17 protein-coding genes are annotated in these 19,190 nt (G+C 71.0%); 7 read left to right on the top strand and 10 right to left on the bottom strand.

Annotated elements, in window-relative coordinates; genetic code table 11:
- Positions 1 to 35: 35 nt before the first annotated feature.
- The 3 genes from EDC34_RS08320 to rsgA all read right to left on the bottom strand — a co-directional run bounded on the left by EDC34_RS08320 (position 36) and on the right by rsgA (position 3,603).
- Positions 36 to 1,028: a hypothetical protein gene (locus tag EDC34_RS08320; protein ID WP_132982870.1), complete on the bottom strand. Its 993-nt coding sequence runs from the start codon at positions 1,026 to 1,028 to the stop codon at positions 36 to 38.
- A 222-nt stretch (positions 1,029 to 1,250) separates the two neighbouring features.
- Positions 1,251 to 2,507, bottom strand: coding sequence for a flavohemoglobin expression-modulating QEGLA motif protein (locus EDC34_RS08315; RefSeq protein WP_114961121.1), 1,257 nt, complete (start codon positions 2,505 to 2,507; stop codon positions 1,251 to 1,253).
- Positions 2,494 to 3,603, bottom strand: coding sequence for a ribosome small subunit-dependent GTPase A (gene rsgA / locus EDC34_RS08310; protein ID WP_114961122.1), 1,110 nt, complete (start codon positions 3,601 to 3,603; stop codon positions 2,494 to 2,496). The genes EDC34_RS08315 and rsgA overlap by 14 nt, the downstream gene beginning before the upstream one ends.
- 189 nt (positions 3,604 to 3,792) lie before the next feature.
- On the opposite strand from rsgA, the gene EDC34_RS08305 reads away from it, so the two are divergent.
- Positions 3,793 to 5,052, top strand: coding sequence for a pyridoxal phosphate-dependent aminotransferase (locus EDC34_RS08305; RefSeq protein ID WP_114961123.1), 1,260 nt, complete (start codon positions 3,793 to 3,795; stop codon positions 5,050 to 5,052).
- 67 nt (positions 5,053 to 5,119) lie between these two features.
- Here EDC34_RS08305 and EDC34_RS08300 read toward each other — a convergent pair whose 3' ends face one another.
- On the bottom strand, positions 5,120 to 6,784 hold the full coding sequence (locus EDC34_RS08300; RefSeq protein WP_114961124.1) for a serine hydrolase: 1,665 nt from the start codon (positions 6,782 to 6,784) through the stop codon (positions 5,120 to 5,122).
- A 109-nt stretch (positions 6,785 to 6,893) separates the two neighbouring features.
- Here EDC34_RS08300 and EDC34_RS08295 point away from each other — a divergent pair, with 109 nt between their 5' ends.
- From EDC34_RS08295 to EDC34_RS08280, 4 genes are read left to right on the top strand one after another with little or no spacing between them, the layout of a single operon-like run.
- Positions 6,894 to 7,841, top strand: a complete 948-nt coding sequence (locus EDC34_RS08295) for a DMT family transporter (RefSeq protein ID WP_114961125.1) — start codon at positions 6,894 to 6,896, stop codon at positions 7,839 to 7,841.
- 33 nt (positions 7,842 to 7,874) lie between these two features.
- Positions 7,875 to 9,506 (top strand): ExeA family protein, encoded by a 1,632-nt coding sequence (locus EDC34_RS08290; RefSeq protein ID WP_114961126.1) that lies wholly within the window; start codon positions 7,875 to 7,877, stop codon positions 9,504 to 9,506.
- A 4-nt stretch (positions 9,507 to 9,510) separates the two neighbouring features.
- Complete coding sequence (locus tag EDC34_RS12460; RefSeq protein WP_165921022.1) at positions 9,511 to 10,152, top strand: general secretion pathway protein GspB; 642 nt, start codon at positions 9,511 to 9,513, stop codon at positions 10,150 to 10,152.
- Positions 10,153 to 10,157: 5 nt separating this feature from the next.
- Complete coding sequence (locus tag EDC34_RS08280; protein ID WP_114960025.1) at positions 10,158 to 10,385, top strand: RNA-binding S4 domain-containing protein; 228 nt, start codon at positions 10,158 to 10,160, stop codon at positions 10,383 to 10,385.
- Positions 10,386 to 10,400: 15 nt separating this feature from the next.
- Here the strand turns inward: EDC34_RS08280 and EDC34_RS08275 are convergent, their stop codons facing one another.
- Positions 10,401 to 11,519 carry a COG3904 family protein gene (locus tag EDC34_RS08275; RefSeq protein WP_114960024.1) on the bottom strand — a complete coding sequence of 373 codons (1,119 nt, stop codon included), beginning with the start codon at positions 11,517 to 11,519 and terminating at the stop codon, positions 10,401 to 10,403.
- Between the two features lie 114 nt (positions 11,520 to 11,633).
- On the opposite strand from EDC34_RS08275, the gene dbpA reads away from it, so the two are divergent.
- Positions 11,634 to 13,016: an ATP-dependent RNA helicase DbpA gene (dbpA, locus tag EDC34_RS08270; RefSeq protein WP_114960023.1), complete on the top strand. Its 1,383-nt coding sequence runs from the start codon at positions 11,634 to 11,636 to the stop codon at positions 13,014 to 13,016.
- A 16-nt stretch (positions 13,017 to 13,032) separates the two neighbouring features.
- Here dbpA and EDC34_RS08265 read toward each other — a convergent pair whose 3' ends face one another.
- The 4 genes from EDC34_RS08265 to hutU all read right to left on the bottom strand — a co-directional run bounded on the left by EDC34_RS08265 (position 13,033) and on the right by hutU (position 16,834).
- The gene (locus EDC34_RS08265; RefSeq protein ID WP_240311082.1) at positions 13,033 to 13,824 is read right to left on the bottom strand and encodes a hypothetical protein; all 792 of its coding nucleotides are present in this window, start codon (positions 13,822 to 13,824) and stop codon (positions 13,033 to 13,035) included.
- A 100-nt stretch (positions 13,825 to 13,924) separates the two neighbouring features.
- Entirely contained in the window at positions 13,925 to 14,407 is a 483-nt protein-coding gene (locus EDC34_RS08260) for a cupin domain-containing protein (protein WP_114960022.1), read from the bottom strand.
- Positions 14,408 to 14,507: 100 nt separating this feature from the next.
- Positions 14,508 to 15,158 (bottom strand): DsbA family oxidoreductase, encoded by a 651-nt coding sequence (locus EDC34_RS08255; protein ID WP_341829777.1) that lies wholly within the window; start codon positions 15,156 to 15,158, stop codon positions 14,508 to 14,510.
- A gap of 8 nt (positions 15,159 to 15,166) precedes the next feature.
- On the bottom strand, positions 15,167 to 16,834 hold the full coding sequence (gene hutU / locus EDC34_RS08250; RefSeq protein ID WP_114960020.1) for a urocanate hydratase: 1,668 nt from the start codon (positions 16,832 to 16,834) through the stop codon (positions 15,167 to 15,169).
- Between the two features lie 82 nt (positions 16,835 to 16,916).
- On the opposite strand from hutU, the gene EDC34_RS08245 reads away from it, so the two are divergent.
- Positions 16,917 to 18,173, top strand: a complete 1,257-nt coding sequence (locus tag EDC34_RS08245) for an alkaline phosphatase family protein (protein ID WP_114960045.1) — start codon at positions 16,917 to 16,919, stop codon at positions 18,171 to 18,173.
- 13 nt (positions 18,174 to 18,186) lie between these two features.
- Here the strand turns inward: EDC34_RS08245 and hutG are convergent, their stop codons facing one another.
- Positions 18,187 to 19,128, bottom strand: coding sequence for a formimidoylglutamase (hutG, locus tag EDC34_RS08240; protein WP_114960019.1), 942 nt, complete (start codon positions 19,126 to 19,128; stop codon positions 18,187 to 18,189).
- Positions 19,129 to 19,190 lie beyond the last annotated feature (62 nt).

Below are 19,190 nucleotides of genomic sequence, written 5' to 3'. Positions count from 1 at the left end.
CAACGGAAGCCGGTGGACAGGTCAAGGCGATACCTTCAGCCCGGGAGCGGGAGAATCTTTTTCGTGCCTGTTGACACGAGCGGCGAAATGGTGACACTGTTTCCAAAGCGATCCGTCACCCTTGTTGGATACAGCAAAATTTCTTTACGTGGCAGATTATAGCCTGCCGACAACTGCCGATTCCCGCCATTTCCAAAGTTATAGATGCTCGCACTTTCTTTTTCCACGAGCTGCCCAAATCCGGACGACCCAACCGCGCCGGCCGTCAACGACAAAACCGGATCAGGATATGATTTACTCAAAGTGCGCTCATAGCGGGACACGTATTGATTGAGAGTGTAAATAGTGCCTTTCGTATCTACAACTTCGAAACCTTCACCACCAACAGCGCTAGACTCACTCGTTTGCGCAAGCGGGACGCAGCGTATGGCATTGCCAGATTTGGTCACAACTGGATAAACTTTCCCATCATTCGGGGCAGGCGCACCCGCCCTTTCCAGCAATTCCTGCTCCCCTTCCCCGGGCAAATAAAGAAAGCTACCACTCCAATACTCGTCTGCGCTGAAAGAACCACCCTGAACGACGACATCGGGGGGCGCGGAAAACTGCGAACAACGCGCCCCCCTCGCACCCCAACCCGGCCACCCAACGGATGCAGAAAATGTGCCATGGATATGAGGCAAATCAATATCCCAGTATCGAAACAGACCTTCACCATAAGCATCGCTAGGGCGATAACGACGGCCCACTCGCATATCAGGACCGATACCCGGCAATACCACATCGGTCTGTACGATCTCCAGACTTCCAGAATTCAAATCAACTCGATCCCCGAACTGATCCTGGGCTGCCTGAATGAGGCTCCTTTGCTGTATGTGCCGCCAGTATTCAGCGGGATATGTAGTAGTATCTCCCGCATGCGATAGTCCGGCAAAAGCAATCGCCGCCGCGATAAAAGTTCGCCTAGCCAAGGAATTCATAATCACATGTCCCATAAAAATTCCCACTCGATTCAAGCTGGCAGCCATAAACTTGAGGCTGCGTCCCCGCCAACCTGTTCAAGGAAACCTGAACTCCCCCGCCAGCGACGGTAGCACAACGCGATCGGGATACCAATCGATGCCACTGAGATTCGGTGACGCCGAAGCGCTGGGGGCTTCGCCAGCAGACACGGCGCAAGGTGTTTCTGATTGAGATCGAGCAGGTGGTGCTGTGGCATGCGCTGCTGGCGCCGATCGCGCCGCATTACCCTAAACATCGAGCACGCCGCCATCGGTGCCCAGCTGTTCCAGCCGGATGCGGCTGGCGAACGAGGAAAACGCGAGCATCCCCGCCAGGGCGCTGGCGCGCGCCACCCAGGCCGGAAGCCAGGTGGGTTCCAGCAGGTCGCCGCTGTCGAACAGCGGCTCGAAGCGCTGCACGTCGGCCAGGGTCATCTTGCCGGCGAACAGGCGCCGGCACAGGCGCAGGCGGCCCTGCTTGAGCGCCCAGCGGAAGAAGGTGTGCACGCCGATCAGCCCGCGCAGGTACACGGTGTCCTTGGTGAACGCCGCGCCGCCGGTGGTGGGCACGCCGCGGAACACGCGCTGGGCGGAGGTGAAGCTTTCCACCTCGCTCTGCCCGGATTCGAGGAAATAGCGGAACACCTGCACGAAGTCGGCGCCTTCCAGCGCCATTGCCACCGCCTCGATGCGCAGGCTGACGCGTTTGAGGCGTTCGATATCGATGCTGCCGGTGATCTGCTCGGCGAATACCGCCAACCCCTCCTGGGTGGCGGTGATCCGCGGCGAGGACAGCGCCAGGCTGGGCAGGTTGGGCTGGCGCTGGCCGTTCAGCGCGGTCAGCGAGTGCACGTAGGCCTCGTGTTGCAGCAGCTGCTGGTAGTCGTAGTCGGAGAACGCCGCGCCCGCGCGCAGGCGGATCCGGCTGGCGCCGGCGGCGGCCTTGGCGATCAGATCCGGGTCCAGCTCCACCGCGATCACGCGGCCGCCGAAGAACTCGTCCAGCGCGGACTGCAGGCGCAGTGCCAGGGCTTCGGCCGAGACCTCCACCTCCTGCGCGTCGGCTACCAGCTCGCGGTCGAGCTCGTCGGCCACGCGCAGGAAGTGGTTGGCCGCCTCGCGGGTGGTGGCGCCGCCCGGCAGCGCCTGGTCGGGGGTGCCGAACAGGGCGATCGACAGGTCGGTCACCTGCGGCGTGCCTAGGTGCTCCAGCAGCTCGGCCGCCAGCACCCAGCCCTGCGCCGATTCGACCAGGTACTGGCCGAGCGGATGGGTGGGATCGGCGGCGGCGGCGATGGCCGACAGCTCGCGCCGTGCCTCTGCGAAATCCAGCCTCGGATACTGGTACCGCGGCAGCTGCGGGTTGCCGCGCGCCCACCCGGCGAGGAACGCCTGCTGCTCGCTGGCCGGCCAGCTGGCCAAGCTGAGCAGCCGGATCGGCTTGGCCGCCCGCGCCAGCCGCGCATCCAGCGCTGCGTGGTGGGCGATCGCGTCAGCGCCGGCCATGCGGGCGCTCCGGCGGCCGGCGCGCGGGCTTGCCCGGCGTGCGCGCCTCGGCTTTCTGCGCCAGCCGCTGCGCGAGGCGGTCGGCGGCGCCGGCCACTTCCGCCGACAGCTTGAGGAAATTCGCCACCCGGCGGCCGTCCAGCTCGCCGCGCTCGACCGCGGCGCGCACCGCGCAACCGGGTTCGCGCGCATGCCGGCAATCACGGAAGCGGCACTGCGCGGCCAGCGCCTCGATGTCGGAAAAGCTCTCGGCCACGGCCTCCTCGCCGGTCGGCTTGAGTTCGCGCATCCCCGGCGTGTCGATCAGGCAGGCGCCGGACGGCAGCGCGATCAGCGCACGATGGGTGGTGGTGTGGCGGCCGCGCGCATCGTGCGCGCGCACTGCGCCAGTCTTCATCTTCTCGATCCCGAGCAGGGTGTTGGTGAGGGTGGACTTGCCGGCCCCGGAACTGCCCACCAGCACCACGCTATGCCCGGGCTGCAGCCAGGGCTGCAGCAGCGCCGCGCTGGCCGGGTCCTTCGCGTTCAGCGCCAGCACCGGCACCTCCAGACCGCCGAGCTGGGCCCGCGCCGTCTCGGGATCGGCGGCGTCCTTGTCCGCCTTGGTCAGCACCACCACCGGCTGCACGCCGTGACCGGCCACCAGCAGCAGGTAGCGCTCGATCCGGCGCGGGTTGAAATCGGCATCCAGCCCGCAGACCACGAACGCGGTGTCGATGTTGGCGGCGATCACCTGCTGGCGGTAATGCTCGCCGGCGGCGCCGCGCTTGATCGCCGACCGCCGCGGCAGCAGCGCCACGATCCGCAGCGACTTCGGCGCATGGCCTTCCACCAGCACCCAGTCGCCCACCGCGGGGCGCTGCTCGGGCGCCAGCTCGCCCTTGCGGTAGCTGCCGGCGCGCTGCCATTCCGGCAGCGATTCGGCCGGCTGCGCCTGCTCCGGCGCCTCGGCCACCCGATAGCCGCTGCGGTGCTGCTCCACGATCCGCGCCGGGCGCGCCTGCGGGTGCGATGCCATCAATGCCGTCCAGTCTGGCGGCAGGGTGGCGGGCGTCCAGCGCCAGCCGATCGCGGAGAGCGCGGCAGGCGGCGTCATGCAGGGCGGGTTGCGGTCATCGCCGGATTCATCGCCGGATTCTAGGCCTTCCCTTCCACCGGCGGGAAACGCGACCCGGGCGGGGCGGCCGGCAGCAGCACCCCGGCAGGCGCGGCGCAGGCCGCCCGACCCCGTATTCCCGCGGGTTTTCCGCTAGGCTTTCCGCTCCATTCCCCGCCCGCACCGCCGATGTCGTCGTTCAACCCCCGCCACAAGATCGCCACCCGCACCCGCCTGACCGAGGTCCGCTACGAGATCCGCGGCGAACTGGCGCGCCGCGCGCGCGAGCTGGAGGCCCAGGGCCGCAAGCTGATCAAGCTCAACATCGGCAACCCCGGCGCGTTCGGGTTCCGCGCGCCGGAGCATTTGCAGCGCGCGATCGCCGATCACATCCAGCGCACCGACCCCTATACCCACCAGCAGGGCCTGCCCGAGGCGCGCGAGGCGATCGCGGCGTTCCACAAGGCGCGCGGCACGCCGAATGCCAGCCCGGAGCGGGTATTCGTGGGCAACGGCGTGTCCGAGCTGATCGACATCGCCCTGCGCGCGCTGCTGAACCCCGGTGAGGAAGTGCTGGTGCCCTCGCCCGACTACCCGCTGTGGAGCGCGGCCACCATCCTCAACGACGGCCGCCCGGTCTATTACAAGCTGGACCGCGACAACGGCTTTTTGCCCGATCCCGAGCAGATCGAGTCGCTGGTGTCCTCGCGCACCCGCGCGATCGTGCTGATCAACCCCAACAATCCCACCGGTGCCAGCTATCCGCGCGCGCTGCTGGAGCGGATCGTGGAAATCGCGCGCCGCTACCGCCTGCTGCTGCTGGTGGACGAGATCTACGACGGCATCCTGTACGACGACGCCACCTTCCAGCCGGTGGCGCCGCTGGCCGGCGACCTGCCCTGCCTGAGCTTCGGCGGGCTGTCGAAGGTGCACCGCGCCTGCGGCTGGCGCATCGGCTGGGCGGTGCTGTCCGGCGACGCCCTGGCCTGCGGCGATTTCCACCACGCGATGGACCTGCTGGGCGCGCTGCGCCTGTGCGCGAACGTGCCCGGGCAGTTCGCGATCGAGCAGGCGCTGCACGGCGCCGACACCATCGGCGAACTGGTCCGCCCCGGCGGCCGGCTGTACGAGACCCGGCGCGCGCTGATCGAATCCTGCGCGGCCAGCGAGCACCTGGCGCTGGTGCCGCCGGCGGGTGCGCTGTACGGCTTCCCGCGGGTGGTGGGCGCGGCGGCGCGCGACTTCGACGACCACGCCTTCGCGCTGGAAATGCTGGAGCAGGAAGACGTGCTGATCGTGCCGGGCACCAGCTTCAACGTGCCCTACCGCGACCATTTCCGGGTCACCCTGCTGCCCGAAGCCGATGTCCTGCGCGAGGTGTTCGCGCGGATCGAACGCGTGCTGGCGCGCCGCGCCGAGCAGGCGCAGCGCCCCAGCGCGGTGGCCTGAGCGGGTCTGATCGGGCCTGCGCGGGCCTCGAGCCCCGGCGGGCAGCCCCGCCGGGACGGCCGCCGGCTCAGTGGCCGGCGCTTTCCGCATCCACCGGCACCAGCCGCAGGTCCTGGAAGTCGAAACTGAAATCGGTCAGCGGCGACACCGGCTCCATCCGCAGCTCGCGCACGCGGCCGTCCGGGTCCAGCGCAAAGTTCACGAACGCGTCCGCGTTCAGGCCGCGGTCGCGCCAGCGCACGATGAAGGTGTCGTGCTGCCAGTGCTCGAGGTCGCCAAGCAGCTCGGCGGTCTTGCTGAACTGCATCTCCAGCCCGTTCTTGCCCTGGCGGATGATGACGTCGCCGTACCACGGGTCGCGGTAGGTGGCGGCGTACTTCGCCAGCGGCAGCGACGGCGTGCTGGCGGCGTCGCGCGCGGCGACGTGCTTCTGCCAGTCCGCGTCGGCATTGCCCTGGGCCTTGGCCTGCGCCGCCGCGTAGCCACGCAGCCAGTCGTGGCCGTCCTGGCCCAGCATCATGTCCAGCGCTTCATAGGTGATCGCGTTGAAGGCGGCCCCGACCTCGGCGCTGGTCAGCACCACGACGCCGACGCGCGCGTCCGGCAGCAGGGTCAGCCGCGACACCTGCCCCGGCCAGCCGCCGGTATGCCAGACCAGGCGGTGGCCGGCGTAATCGGACAGGAACCAGCCCTGCGCATAGCCGGAGAAATTGGGCACCGCCGGGGCCAGCTCGGGCACCGCCGGCTTGCCGACCGGGATCGGGGTCAGCATCGTCCACATCTCGCGCTGGCGGGCCTGCGAGAACAGGCGCTTGCCGCCGCTACCCGGAATCTCGCCACCGGCCAGCTGCAGGTTCATCCACTTGGCCAGGTCGTGCACGCTGGAATAGATGCCGCCGGCACCGGACACGTTGCGCCAGCTGGTCGGGCTGGGAATCGGCCGCAGGTCCTTGAAGTCGTACAGCGCGTTGCCCACCGCGACGTTGTCGCCGGGCTTGAGGTCGTCGCTGTTGTAGCGGGTCTCGGTCATCCCCAGCGGCTGCCAGATGCGGGTCTGCAGGAACTGCTTGTAGGACATCCCGGAGGCCTGCTCGATCACCAGCTGGGCCACCCCGAACAGGATGTTGTCGTAGGCGTACTGCTCGCGGAAGCCGCCGGTCAACGGCACGTCCTTCAGGCGTTCCGCCACCTCGCGGGTGGAATAGGTGGTGGTGGGCCAGTACAGCAGGTCGCCGGCGCCCAGGCTCAGGCCGCTGCGGTGCGCCAGCAGGTCGCGGATGCGCATCTCGCGGGTGACGTACGGATCGCTCATGCGGAACCACGGCAGGTGGTCGATCACGCGGTCGGTGGTCTTCAGCTTGCCGTCGTCCTGCAGCATGTTCAGCGCGGCGGCGGTGAACGCCTTGGTGTTGGAGGCGATCGCGAACATGGTGTGGGCGTCCACCTTCGCCGGCTTGCCCAGCTCGCGCACGCCGTAGCCGCGCTCCATCACCACCTGGCCGTCCTTGACGATCGCCACCGCCACGCCCGGCACCTGGAACTGCTTCTGCACCGCTTCCACGAACGCATCGAAGCGCGCCAGCCGGGCCGGGTCCAGCGGTGCCGCCAGCGGCGCACGGGTGTCGTCGATCAGGAACGGCTTGGATACCGCGCGCTCGGCCTGCTGCGCGTGCAGCGGGGAAGCGACGGCCAGGGTCAAGGCCAGGGCCACGGCCAACGGAGCGATGCGCATGTCGGTGGTTCCTCGCGAGGGGAAAGCCCGAGTATGCCGCGTCGCGGCCGCGGCGCGACCGGCCATCGGTCACGCCCCGCAGCGGGCGGTGGCCGCCGATAATGCGCGGATGAAAACCCCCGAGACCACCCGCGCCCTCTGGCAGATCCACTTCTGCGTCCTGCTGTGGGGCTTCACCGCCATCCTCGGGAAATTGATCACCCTGCCGGCGCTGCCGCTGGTGTGGTGGCGGATGCTGATCGTGGTGGCCGCGCTGGCGCTGCTGCCGCGGGTCTGGCGCGCCCTGCGCGCGATGCCACCGCGCACGCGCTGGGCCTATGCCGGGATCGGCGCGCTGGTGGCGCTGCACTGGCTCACCTTCTACGGCGCGATCAAGCTGGCCAATGCCTCGGTGGCGGCCACCTGCATTGCGTTTGCCACCCCGATGACCGCGCTGGTGGAACCGGCCCTGACCCGCCAGCGGTTCCGCCCCGGCGACCTGCTGCTGGGGCTGGCCGCGCTGCCGGGGATCTGGCTGGTGGTCGGCGGGGTGCCATCCGGGATGCACGCGGGGATCGCATCCGGGGTGGTGTCGGCGCTGTTCGTGGCGCTGTTCTCCAGCCTCAACAAGCGCATGGTGGACGCCGGCGACGCGCTCACCGTGACCGCGCTGGAGCTCGGCGCCGGCGTGCTCACCCTGAGCCTGCTGGCGCCGCTGATGCCGCTGCTGGTGCCTGCCTTCGCCGGGCCGCTGCTGGTGCTGCCGGCCGGGCTGGACGTGCTGTGGCTGCTGGTGCTGGCGCTGGCCTGCACCCTGCTGCCGTTCGCCCTGTGCCTGGTGGCGCTGCGCCACCTGTCGGCGTTCACCGCGCAGCTGTCGATCAACCTCGAGCCGGTCTACGCGATCCTGCTGGCGGCGCTGCTGTTCGGCGAGCAGCAGGAGCTCTCGCCGCGCTTCTACGGTGGCGTGGCCATCATCCTGGCGGTGGTGTTCGCGCAAGGCCTGCTGGCCGGGCGGCGGCGGCCCACGCATGCCGAGCAGGCGGCGATCAGCGAAGCCCACCACGTGGCCGACTGACCCAACCGCCGCGAGACATGGCAGGCTAGGCGCATGTACCTGGGGTATTACGGGCTCGACGAGCCGCCATTCTCGATCACGCCCGACCCGCGCTTCGTGCACCTGAGCGAGCGCCACCGGGACGCGCTGGCGCACCTGCTGTTCGGCATCGACCAGGGCGGCGGTGGCGGCTTCGTGCAGCTCACCGGCGAGGTGGGGACCGGCAAGACCACCCTGAGCCGGCTGCTGCTGGAACAGCTGCCGGAACATGTGCGCGCCGCGCTGATCCTCAATCCCCGCCAGACTCCGGTCGAACTGCTGGAGACACTCTGCGAGGAGCTGCGCATCCCGATCGACGGCCACCGCGGCAGCATCAAGGCCCTGGTGGATGCGCTCAATGCCTACCTGCTGGAGGCCTACGCGCAGGGCCTGCGGGTAGTGGTGCTGATCGACGAGGCGCAGAACCTGCCGGCAGATACCCTGGAGCAGGTGCGGCTGCTGACCAACCTGGAAACCGCCACCCAGAAGCTGCTGCAGATCGTGCTGCTGGGCCAGCCCGAGCTGCGCACCCTGCTGGCGCGCCCGGAGCTGCGCCAGCTGGCGCAGCGGATCACCGCGCGCTACCACCTGCTGCCGCTGGATACAGCCGAGACCGAGGCCTACCTGCGCCATCGCTGGCGGGTGGCCGGCGGCACCCGCTTCCCGTTCGATGCCGGCGCGGTGCGCCGCCTGTACCGGCGTTCCGGCGGGGTGCCGCGGCTGCTGAACGTGATCGCCGAACGCGCGCTGCTGGCCGGCTATGCGCGCGATGCGCTCGCCATCGACCGCCGCCTGGTGGATGCCGCCGCCGACGAGGTGCTGCCGCCGCGACCGCGCCCGCAGCGCCTGCGCACCGGCGCGCTCGTCGCCGGCGTGGCCGTGGTCGCGCTGGCCGCGCTGCTGCTGGCACTGGCATGGCGACGCCCCGCGGCAGGCAGCGCCACCCGCCCCGCCGCGCCCCCTACCGCGACCACCGCCGCCACATTGGCCGCACCCACCACCGCCGCGCGCGCCACGGCGCGCATCCCACGGCTGGATGCCGGCGCGCTGGCGACGCGCCTGCGCAGTGCCGACGCCAGCCCGGCGCCGGCCTGGCAAGCCCTGCTGCAGCTGTGGGGCTTGCCGGCGCAGGCGATCACGGTCGCCCCCGACGGCCCATGCACGCCCGGTGGCGATCCCGCCGACCTGCACTGCGTGCAAGGCCGCGCGCGGCTGGACACCCTGATGGCGCTGGATCGCCCGCTGCTGCTGCACCTGCGCGACGGCACCGCCAGCGCCTGGGCGGTGCTGCTGGGCGCGGATGCCCGCAACGTGCGCCTGCGCGTGGGCGCGGACGTATTCGACCTCGACCGCGGCCTGCTGCAGGCGCACTGGGACGGCGATTACGCCGGGCTGTGGCGTGGCCCGGCCGTACTGGACGTGCCGCCGCGACCGGGCGCCCGCGGCGCCGCGGTGGACTGGCTATGGCTGCGCCTGCTGCCCGAGGCCGCGCGTCCCGGCGCGGCCTACGACGCCCGCCTGCGCGCGGCAGTGCGCGACTTCCAGGCCGCGCACGGACTGCCGGCGGACGGCGTGGCCGGCAGCCTGACCCTGATGGCCCTGGCCAATGGCCTGCCCGGCCCGCGCCTGCAGCGGGCGCTGGAGTGATGCGATGTCGCTGATCCTGGAAGCCCTGCGCAAATCCGAAGCCGAGCGCCGCCGCGACCGCGCGCCCGACCTGCGGCTGGAACTGCCTCCGGTCCCGCGCCGGCGCGCGCCGGCCGCCCGCCCGCTGCTGTGGCTGGGCGCGATCGCGCTGGCCGTGCTGGCGCTGGCGCTCTGGCTGGCCCTGCGCGGGCGTGCGCCGGTGGTCACCAGCACGCCGCCGGCCAGCGCGCCCGCCGCCCGCCCCGCCGCCGAAACACCGCCCCTCGCCACGCCGCTGCCGCAGGTGGTGGCACGCCCCGCGCCGACCGGCACCACCATTCCCATCGCGGCCACGCCGGCCGCGCCGATCGCCGCCGCGCGCCCGTCGCCGCCATCTCCACCTCCTGTCGCCCCGCCACCTCCCGCACCCGCCCCCACGCCCGCATCCACATCGGATGCCATCCCCGACATCGCCAGCACCGGCCTGCCGCCGGTGAAACTGAGCATGCACATGTGGGACGCCGACCCTGCCCGCCGCTTCGTCATCCTCGACGGCCAACGCATGGGCGAGGGCGACCGTTTCGGTCCTCTCACGGTCGTGGCGATCGACCGCAAGGGCGTGGTGATCGAACGCGACGGCATCCGCGCCCGCATCCCCTTGCCGTGACCGCTATGCCCACCACACCCACCATCGACTTCACCCTCGACCGCGAGTTCATCGAACTCAACCAGCTGCTGAAGCTGGCCGGCCTGTGCGACTCCGGCGGCGCCGGCAAGCGGCTGGTAGCCAGCGGCGCGGTGCAGGTGGACGGCGCGGTGGAACTGCGCAAGACCGCCAAGATCCGCGCCGGGCAGCGGGTGCGGGTGGGTGAGATCGAGATCCGGGTGCGGGCCGGCTGAAGCCGACCCACCTGCTCACCTTGCCGGCGCGTCCTCGCCGCCCGCGGCGTGTTCGGCCGCAGCGGCGGCAGGCGGCGCCTCCGGCGTGGCCGGCGCGGGTTCCGGCGGCGGCGCGACGGGCGGGATCGCCAGCACCGCGCCGTCGAGTTCGGCCATCGGGCTGTCGATCGGGCAGCGCGGGTCGGGGAAGCCGTAGCGCTGGCGCAGGGCGAGCCCGCAGGCGTTGATCTCGGCCACGTCCTGGTGCGCGGCATCGGCCGGCTGCACGCATTGCGCATCGTAGGCGCGGCGGAAGGCATCGCGGCGCTGCAGGAATTCGGTGCCGCAGGTGCGGGCCAGGCGGATGCGGTCGAGGTCGTCCTCCACCGGGTTCGCGCCGGACAGGCCGAACTTCTCCAGCTCGGCATCGGTGAGGATGCGCAGGGTGCGGTTGGGCACCGTGGTCATCAGGTCGTACACCTCGATCGAGGCGCCGTTGCGCTCGAGGTAGTTGCGCAGGTCGTCGCTGATCTTGCGCAGCTCTTCGCCCAGTTCGCGCCGCGAGGTCGCCGCCGACTTCACCCGGATCATTCGGTGCACGCCCACCGGGCCGACGATCACGCGCATGTCGCCGGCCGCCAGCAGCAGCACGCAGGCGCTGTGGCAGACCGAATCGCCGCGCACCCAGATCGTCCAGTCGTTCTCGCCGATCGCATCCCCTGCGCGCATCGCCGCCTCCACGCTGCCGCCGCCGGAGTCGATGTCGAGGATGCGCTTGCCGATCCCGAGGTCGCCGGCGACCTTGCCGGAGCGTTCGGCCAGCGCGGCGAAGCTGGGGGTGATGCGGCCCTTGTAGCGCAGCCGCATCAGGCCGGTGGCGCGGCAATCCTGCATGGTCTTGCGCAGGTCGAGGTAGGCCAGCGAGAGCACCGGGCGACCATCGCCCTGGTGGTAATCGGCGCTGCAGTCGATCCACGCATCGCCCGCCTCCAGGCGCACGTCCGATGACCAGTCGATCTCGGCCTGCGGCTTGCGCTGCACGCGTGGGGCCGGCGGCGCGACCGGCGTGGCGGCGGCCTGGGTGGCGGGTTCCGGTGGGCGGCTGCAGGCCGCGGCCAGCAGGCAGGACAGGGGCAACAACCAGCGCAGGCGCATCGCGGGGATCGGTGGGAAGTCGCGGCCAGTCTAGTGGCCCGGCGCGGCGCTGCCCACAACCGAGGGTGAACCCGGCCGCGGCCGGCCCGCGCCGCAAACCTGCGATCATGGGCCATGCAGACTCCCGCCACGTTCGCCGACCTCGCGCTGCCGCCCGCGCTCGCGCCCGGCCTCGATGCCCTCGGCTACACCGCGCTCACGCCGGTGCAGGCGCAGGCCCTCCCCGCCATCCTCGCCGGCCGCGACCTGATCGCGCAGGCGCCCACTGGCAGCGGCAAGACCGCGGCCTTCGGGTTGGGCCTGCTGCAGCGGATCGACCCCGCGGCCGGCGGCACCCAGGCGCTGGTGCTGTGCCCCACCCGCGAACTGGCCGACCAGGTGGGCAAGCAGCTGCGCAAGCTCGCCACCGGCATCGCCAACCTCAAGCTGTCGGTGCTCTGCGGCGGCATCCCGCTGGCGCCGCAGCTGGCCTCGCTGGCGCATCCGCCGCAGGTGGTGGTGGGCACGCCCGGGCGCGTGCTGGAACTGGTGCAGAAGGCCGCGCTGGACCTGCGCGGCGTGCGCGTGCTGGTGCTGGACGAGGCCGACCGCATGCTGGACATGGGCTTCGATGAACCCATCCGCGCGCTGGCCAGGCGCATCCCGAAGGACCGCCAGGGGCTGCTGTTCTCGGCCACCTTCCCCGACGCCATCCGCACCCTGGCCACCGCCATGCTGCGCGAACCGGTGGAAGTCTGCGTGGGCGGCGGCGTGCAGCCGGCGACGATCGAGGCGCGCTTCTTCGAGGCCGACCCAGCGCGGCGCGCCCCGCAGCTGGCCGCGCTGCTGCTGCAGTTCAACCCGGCCTCCACCGTGGTGTTCTGCAACATGCGCAAGGACACCGAGGAAGTGGTGGGCTCGCTGGCGCACTACGGCTTCACCGCGCTGGCGCTGCACGGCGACATGGAGCAGCGCGACCGCGAGGAGGTGCTGGTGCGCTTTTCCAACCGCAGCTGCAACGTGCTGGTGGCCAGCGACGTGGCCGCGCGCGGGCTGGACATCGACGACATCGACGCGGTGGTGAATTACGAGTTGCCCACCGATATCGATACCTACCTGCACCGCATCGGGCGCACCGGCCGCGCCGGGCGCGACGGCCTTGCCCTGAGCCTGGTCGCCGAGAAGGAGCGCGGACGCGTCGCCCTGATCGAGGACCGCCAAGCGGCCCCGATCCGCTTCGAACGCATCGCCCCGCTGGACGGCAAGCCGCGCGGCGTGCCGCAGGCGGCGATGGCGACCCTGCGCATCGACGCCGGCCGCACCGACAAGCTGCGCCCCGGCGACATCGTCGGCGCGCTGACCGGCGAGGCCGGGTTGCACAAGGACGCGATCGGCAAGATCGACGTCTATCCCACCCGCAGCTACGTCGCCATCGCGCACGCGCAGGCCGGACGCGCGCTGGAGCGCCTGCGCGCCGGCAAGATCAAGGGCCGCCGCCTGCGCATCCACCGGCTGTAGCCGGCAGGCGCGGCGTTCACTGCGGGCGCGCCTCCCGCAGCCGCCGCACCAGCGCCAGCGACAACATGGCGAGCAGGCTGGCGCCGGCCACCATCACCACCTCGAACGGCCACAGGTTGTGCGAGGTGGGATCGCGCGCGGTGTCCAGCACGATGCGCAACAGCACGAACGCCACCGCGGCCGCCGGCACCGCGGCCAGCCAGCGCCATCCGCCGCGCCAGCGCCAGAGGGCCCACAGCGGCCAGCCGATGCCGGCCGCCGCCAGCCCGAGCATCAGCAGCATGAAGCCGCTGAACCACGCGATCGACCCGGCCGACGGCGGCACCTGCGCCGCCTGCGCGCGCAACTGATCGGCGCGCGCATGTTCCTGCGCGCGCAGCGATGCCACCCAGGCCGGCGGCGCGCCCGGGGCCGGCGCACCGGCCTCGACCGCGACCACCAGCGGCCAGCGCGCGATCTCCGGGGTGCTCCCAGGGCGGCCATCGCCGGCGGTGACCCGCACCTCGTCCACCTGCCCCGGCTTGAACAGGAAGAAGAACCCGAGCGTCTCGCCATCGCCGGAATACTGCAGCGATGGGCTGCTGCCCGCCTCCGCCGGGCGTCCGTGGAAATACGGGCGCGCCCAGATGTGGACCGGCGCCGGCGCGGAATAGCCGATGCGCAGGTACACCGTCGCGTTCGGCGGCACCCGGATCTCGGGCCCGGGCGGGAAGGTCTCGCGCAGTTCCACCACCGGCGTTGCCGCGGCCTGCGCCCGCACCGGCCCCACGAACACGCCCAGCAGCACCAGCCACCCGGCGCACGCCACAGCTTTCCATCCGCGCATCCGCGTCCCCTCCGCCCTGCGTCGGCGCGAGTCTACCCCCGCCCGGGCCGGGTGCCGGCGGGCGGGCCATCGCACGACTGCCTCAATACGGCCGGCCGTCCTTGTGGGTGAATATCCAGCCGCCCGTCGCGGTGCCGACCGCGACGAGGTCGTCGTCGGGATACACGACCGAATCATTCGGGGTGCGGTCGCCCACCTCGAGGTACACCGCCTCGCGGTCGCTCTCGTTGACGAGCTGGTGTGCATCGCCGCTGCCGGCCTTGAAGCCGGCGCACATGCCCGGAGCGAGCCGGGTACGGCCGGCATCGGTGACCAGCGTCGGCTCGCCTTCCAGCACGTAGATGAACTCGTCCTGCAGGGCATGCGCATGCCGCAGCGCGGACACCGCGCCTGGCGCCAGCCGGGTCAGGTTGACCCCGAAATTCACGAGCCCGAACAGGGTTCCAAGCGGCTGCTTGACCCGGCCGACCATGCGCTCGGCGAACGGCGGCGGATACAGGGATGGCGCATTGCGCGGCGGCGCGTCGTGGGCCGCGATGGCAACGGGAGGTGTCGGCTCGCTCATGGGATGCACTCGGGAAAAGGGGTTGGAAACACTGCGGAGGGAGAGCGCGTCGCTCGCTGCGAGGGCGATGCCGAAGGCTGCGCCTGCCCGCACCACGGGTTCACTGCGCCGCGATCTCCCGCAGCGCGCGCTCGAACACCTCTGGCGGCTGGCCACCGGAAATCAGGTGCCTGCGCTCTACGATCACGGCCGGCACGCTGCGGATGCCCAGGTTCTGGAAGAATTGCTCGGCAGCACGCACCGCATCTGCGAACTCACCGCCGTCCAGCACCGCGCGCGCCCGCTGCGCGTCCAGGCCGACCCCGGCCGCGATCTCCGCCAGCACGGTGCGGTCGCTGATGTCGAGGCCCTCGCTGAAGTTGGCCACCAGCAGCGCGCGCTTCAGCGGGAGCTGGCGCTCCGGCGCCTCCACTGCGGCCCAATGCAGCAGACGGTGGGCGTCGAAGGTGTTCCAGGTGCGGCTGCGCGCGTTGAAGTCGAAGGTGAAGCCCAGCTCGGCCCCGCGCTCGCGGATGCGCGCCTGGTTCTCGGCCAGCTGCGCATCGTCCATCCCGTACTTGCGCTTGAGGTTCTCGGCCACGTCCATGCCGCCGGCCGGCATGTCCGGGTCCAGCTCGAACGGCTGGAAATGGAGTTCCGCCTCCACCTCGCCCTGCAACCGCCGCAGCGCCAGCTCCAGCGAGGCCAGCCCCACCGCGCACCACGGACAGACCACGTCGGAGACGAAATCGATGCGCAGCGTCTTCGGCATCGGCGCGCTCATGGCAGCATCGGCAGCTTGAGGCCCTGCTCCCGCGCGCACGCCTGCGCGATCTCGTAGCCCGCGTCGGCATGGCGCATCACGCCGGTGCCAGGGTCGTTCCACAGCACCCGGGCGATGCGCTTGTCGGCGGCCTCGGACCCGTCGCAGACGATGACCACGCCGCTGTGCTGCGAGTAGCCCATGCCGACACCACCACCGTGGTGCAGCGACACCCAGGTCGCGCCGCCGGCGACGTTGAGCATGGCATTCAGCAGCGGCCAGTCACTCACCGCATCGCTGCCGTCGCGCATGGCTTCGGTTTCGCGGTTCGGTGAGGCCACGCTGCCGGAATCCAGGTGATCGCGGCCGATCACGATCGGCGCTTTCAGCTCCCCGCTGCGCACCATTTCGTTGAACGCCAGGCCCAGCTTGTGGCGCAGGCCCAGGCCAACCCAGCAGATGCGCGCCGGCAGGCCCTGGAAGCGGATGCGCTCGCGCGCCATGTCCAGCCAGCGGTGCAGGTGCGGATCGTCCGGGATCAGTTCCTTCACCTTCGCGTCGGTCTTGTAGATGTCTTCCGGGTCGCCGCTGAGCGCCACCCAGCGGAACGGGCCGATGCCGCGGCAGAACAGCGGGCGCACGTAGGCCGGCACGAAGCCGGGGAAGTCGAAGGCGTTCTTGCAGCCTTCGTCGAACGCCATCTGGCGGATGTTGTTGCCGTAATCGACGGTGGGGATGCCGGCGGCGTGGAAGGCCAGCATCGCCTCCACGTGCACGCGCATCGACCGTTTGGCCGCATCGCGCACCTTGTCCGGGTTCGACTTCTGTTCGTCCAACCACTGCTCGACGCTCCAGCCGATCGGCAGGTAGCCGTGCACCGGGTCGTGCGCGCTGGTCTGGTCGGTCACGCAGTCGGGGCGCACGCCGCGACGCACCAGCTCCGGCAGGATCTCCGCCGCATTGCCGAGCAGCGCGATGGACTTGGCTTCGCCCGCCTTGGTGTATGTCTCGATGCGGGCCAGCGCGTCGTCGAGGTCGGCGGCCTGCTCGTCCACGTAGCGGGTGCGCAGGCGAAAATCGATGCTCGACTGCCGGCATTCGATGGTGAGGCTGCACGCGCCAGCCAGCGAGGCCGCCAGCGGCTGCGCGCCGCCCATCCCGCCGAGGCCGGCGGTGAGGATCCACTTGCCCTTGAGCGAGCCGCCGTAGTGCTGGCGGCCCATCTCCACGAAGGTCTCGTAGGTGCCCTGCACGATGCCCTGGCTGCCGATGTAGATCCAACTGCCTGCCGTCATCTGGCCGTACATCATCAGGCCCTTGCGATCCAGCTCGTTGAAGTGCTCCCAGGTCGCCCAGTGCGGCACCAGGTTGGAGTTGGCGATCAAGACGCGCGGCGCGTCGGGATGTGTGGGAAACACGCCCACCGGCTTGCCTGACTGCACCAGCAGGGTCTCGTCGTCGCCCAGGGTCTTGAGCGTCTCCAGGATCTTGTCGAAGCACTCCCAGTCGCGCGCGGCGCGGCCGATGCCGCCGTACACCACCAGGTCCTCCGGGCGCTCGGCCACGTCGGGGTCGAGGTTGTTCTGCAGCATCCGGAACGGCGCCTCGGTCAGCCACGAACGGCAGCTGAGGGCGGTGCCGCGCGGGGCGTGGATGCGGCGGGAGGGATCGTGACGATTGGACATCGGACAGCTCCTGCAGGCGTTGCCGCGATTATCGCATCGTGCCCGCCTGCGGCCGGTCATGGCCGCCGGCTATCATCGGCGCATGCGCACCTTCCTCACCCCCCTGCTCACCGCCGCGCTGCTGGCCGTGGCCGGCTGCGCCAGCCCTCCCGCCTCCCGCGCGCCCACCGCCGCACAAGCGCCCGCGCCGACCGTCGCGCCGGTGCTGCTGGTGTCGATCGACGGCCTGCGCCCGGACGACCTGCCGCGCCTGCCCACCCTGCAGCACCTGGCCGATACCGGCGTGCGCGCGCAGTGGATGAATCCCTCGTTTCCGTCGCTGACCTTCCCCAACCATTACACCCTGGTGACCGGCCTGCGCCCGGACCATCACGGCATCGTCCACAACACCATGCGCGACCCGCAGCTTGGCCGGTTCTCGATGGACAACCGCCAGGCCGTGGGTGATGGCCGCTGGTGGGACGGCGGCGAGCCGATCTGGGTCACCGCGCACAAGGCTGGGCTGCGCACCGCGACCATGTTCTGGCCGGGCAGCGAAGCCGTGATCCACGGCGTGCGCCCGGACGAATGGCATGCCTTCGACGCCAAGGTGACGCCGGATGCGCGGGTGGATCGGGTGCTGGGCTGGTTCGACCTGCCGCCGGCACAGCGCCCGGCGCTGATGACGCTGTACTTCGACCAGGTGGACCACGCCGAGCACGACGGCGGCCCCGAGAGCCCGCCGGTGCTGGCGGCGCTGGCCGAGGTGGACGCGGCGCTGGCACGCCTGGTGGACGGCCTGCGCCGGCGCGGGATGCTGGACGCCACCAACCTCGTGGTGGTCTCCGATCACGGCATGGCGCGGGTGCCGGACGGCCAGGTGGTGACGGTGGACGCGATGGTGCCGGCAGACATCGCCGAGGTGGACACCGCCGGCCAGGTGGTGGGCGTGCGCCCGCTGCCGGGCCACGAGGCCGAGGCCGAGGCGCGCCTGCTGGGCCGGCATCCGCACTATGAATGCTGGCGCAAGCAGGAGTTGCCGGAGCGCTGGCACTACGGCACGCATCCGCGCATCCCGCCGATCGTGTGCCAGATGGACGAGGGTTGGGACGCGCTCTATGCCGGGTGGAAGGCCAAGCGCCGGCCCGGTGACCGCGGCTCGCACGGCTTCGACCCGGCGCTGCCGTCGATGCGCGCCACCTTCGTGGCGCATGGCCCGGCGTTCCGCGCCGGCACCGTGCTGCAACCGTTCGACAACGTGGACGTGTACCCGCTGCTGGCCGACCTGCTCGGGATCGCCCCGGCCGCGAACGACGGCAATCTCGCCCCGCTGCGCCCGGCGCTGCGCGACCCGCGCTGAAGGCAGGCGCAGCTCAGCGCGCGCGCAGCGCCGCGTGGGTGAGGCGGTGGATCAGGCGCGCGGCGACGCGCGCGGTGGCATCGTCGCGATCCAGGCGCGGGCATAGCTCGGCCACGTCCAGCAGGCGCAGCTTGCCGCTGGCCGCGATCACATCCAGCAGCGGCTCGGCCACCTCCAGCGATACTCCGCGCGCAGCCGGCGCGCTCACGCCCGGCGCCACCGCCTGCGGCAGCGCGTCGATGTCGAGGGTGAGATAGACCGCATCGACACCGGCCAGCTTCGCCTGCAGTTCGGTCAACCGCTGCGGCAACGCCAGCAGGCCGAGTTCGTCATCGCGCACGTAGTGCACGCCCAGCGCGTCGGCGGTCTCGAACAGCGCGCGCGTGTTGGCAGAGGCGCTGATGCCATACACCCAGTATTCGAGCGGCAGCCCGTTGCTGCGCGCGTGTTCGATCGCCTGCAAAAACGGCGTCCCGGAGCTGGCACGCTCCTGCCGACGCAGGTCGAAATGGGCATCGAGGTTGATGATCAAAACCCGCGGCCGGCGCGTGCCCAGATGCTGCGCCAGGCCCAGATAGCTGGCATAGGCGATCTCGTGGCCGCCGCCCAGGCCCACGGCCAGGTGCCCGGCGTCCAGCAGCGCGGCCAGCGCCTGCGCATAGCGCGCCTGCGCGCCCTCCAGGTCGCCGTCGGTGCAGGCGATGGTGCCGGCGTCGTACAGCGGCACCTCGTCCAGCACCGGCAGGTTGGACAGCATCCGGCGCAGCGCCGCCGGCCCCTCCGCCGCGCCCACGCGACCGTGGTTGCGGCGCACGCCCTCATCGCAGGCGAAGCCCAGCAGCGCGATCCCCGGCGCGGACTGAGGCGTGGCCGCGCGCACCCACTGATGCCAGCGCCGGGTGGAGGCCTCCTCCGGCAGATCGACGCGGCCGCTCCAGCCCTCCAGCGCGCTCATGGCGTGCTCCCGGGACGTATGGCAAGGCGATGGGGCGTGGACGCGGTGGGCATTGGTGGCTC

Source organism: Thermomonas haemolytica, assembly GCF_004346265.1.
In the GTDB taxonomy this organism is placed as follows: domain Bacteria; phylum Pseudomonadota; class Gammaproteobacteria; order Xanthomonadales; family Xanthomonadaceae; genus Thermomonas; species Thermomonas haemolytica.
Note: the sequence above shows the minus strand (reverse complement) of the source record. Positions and strands in the feature narration are given on the sequence as shown.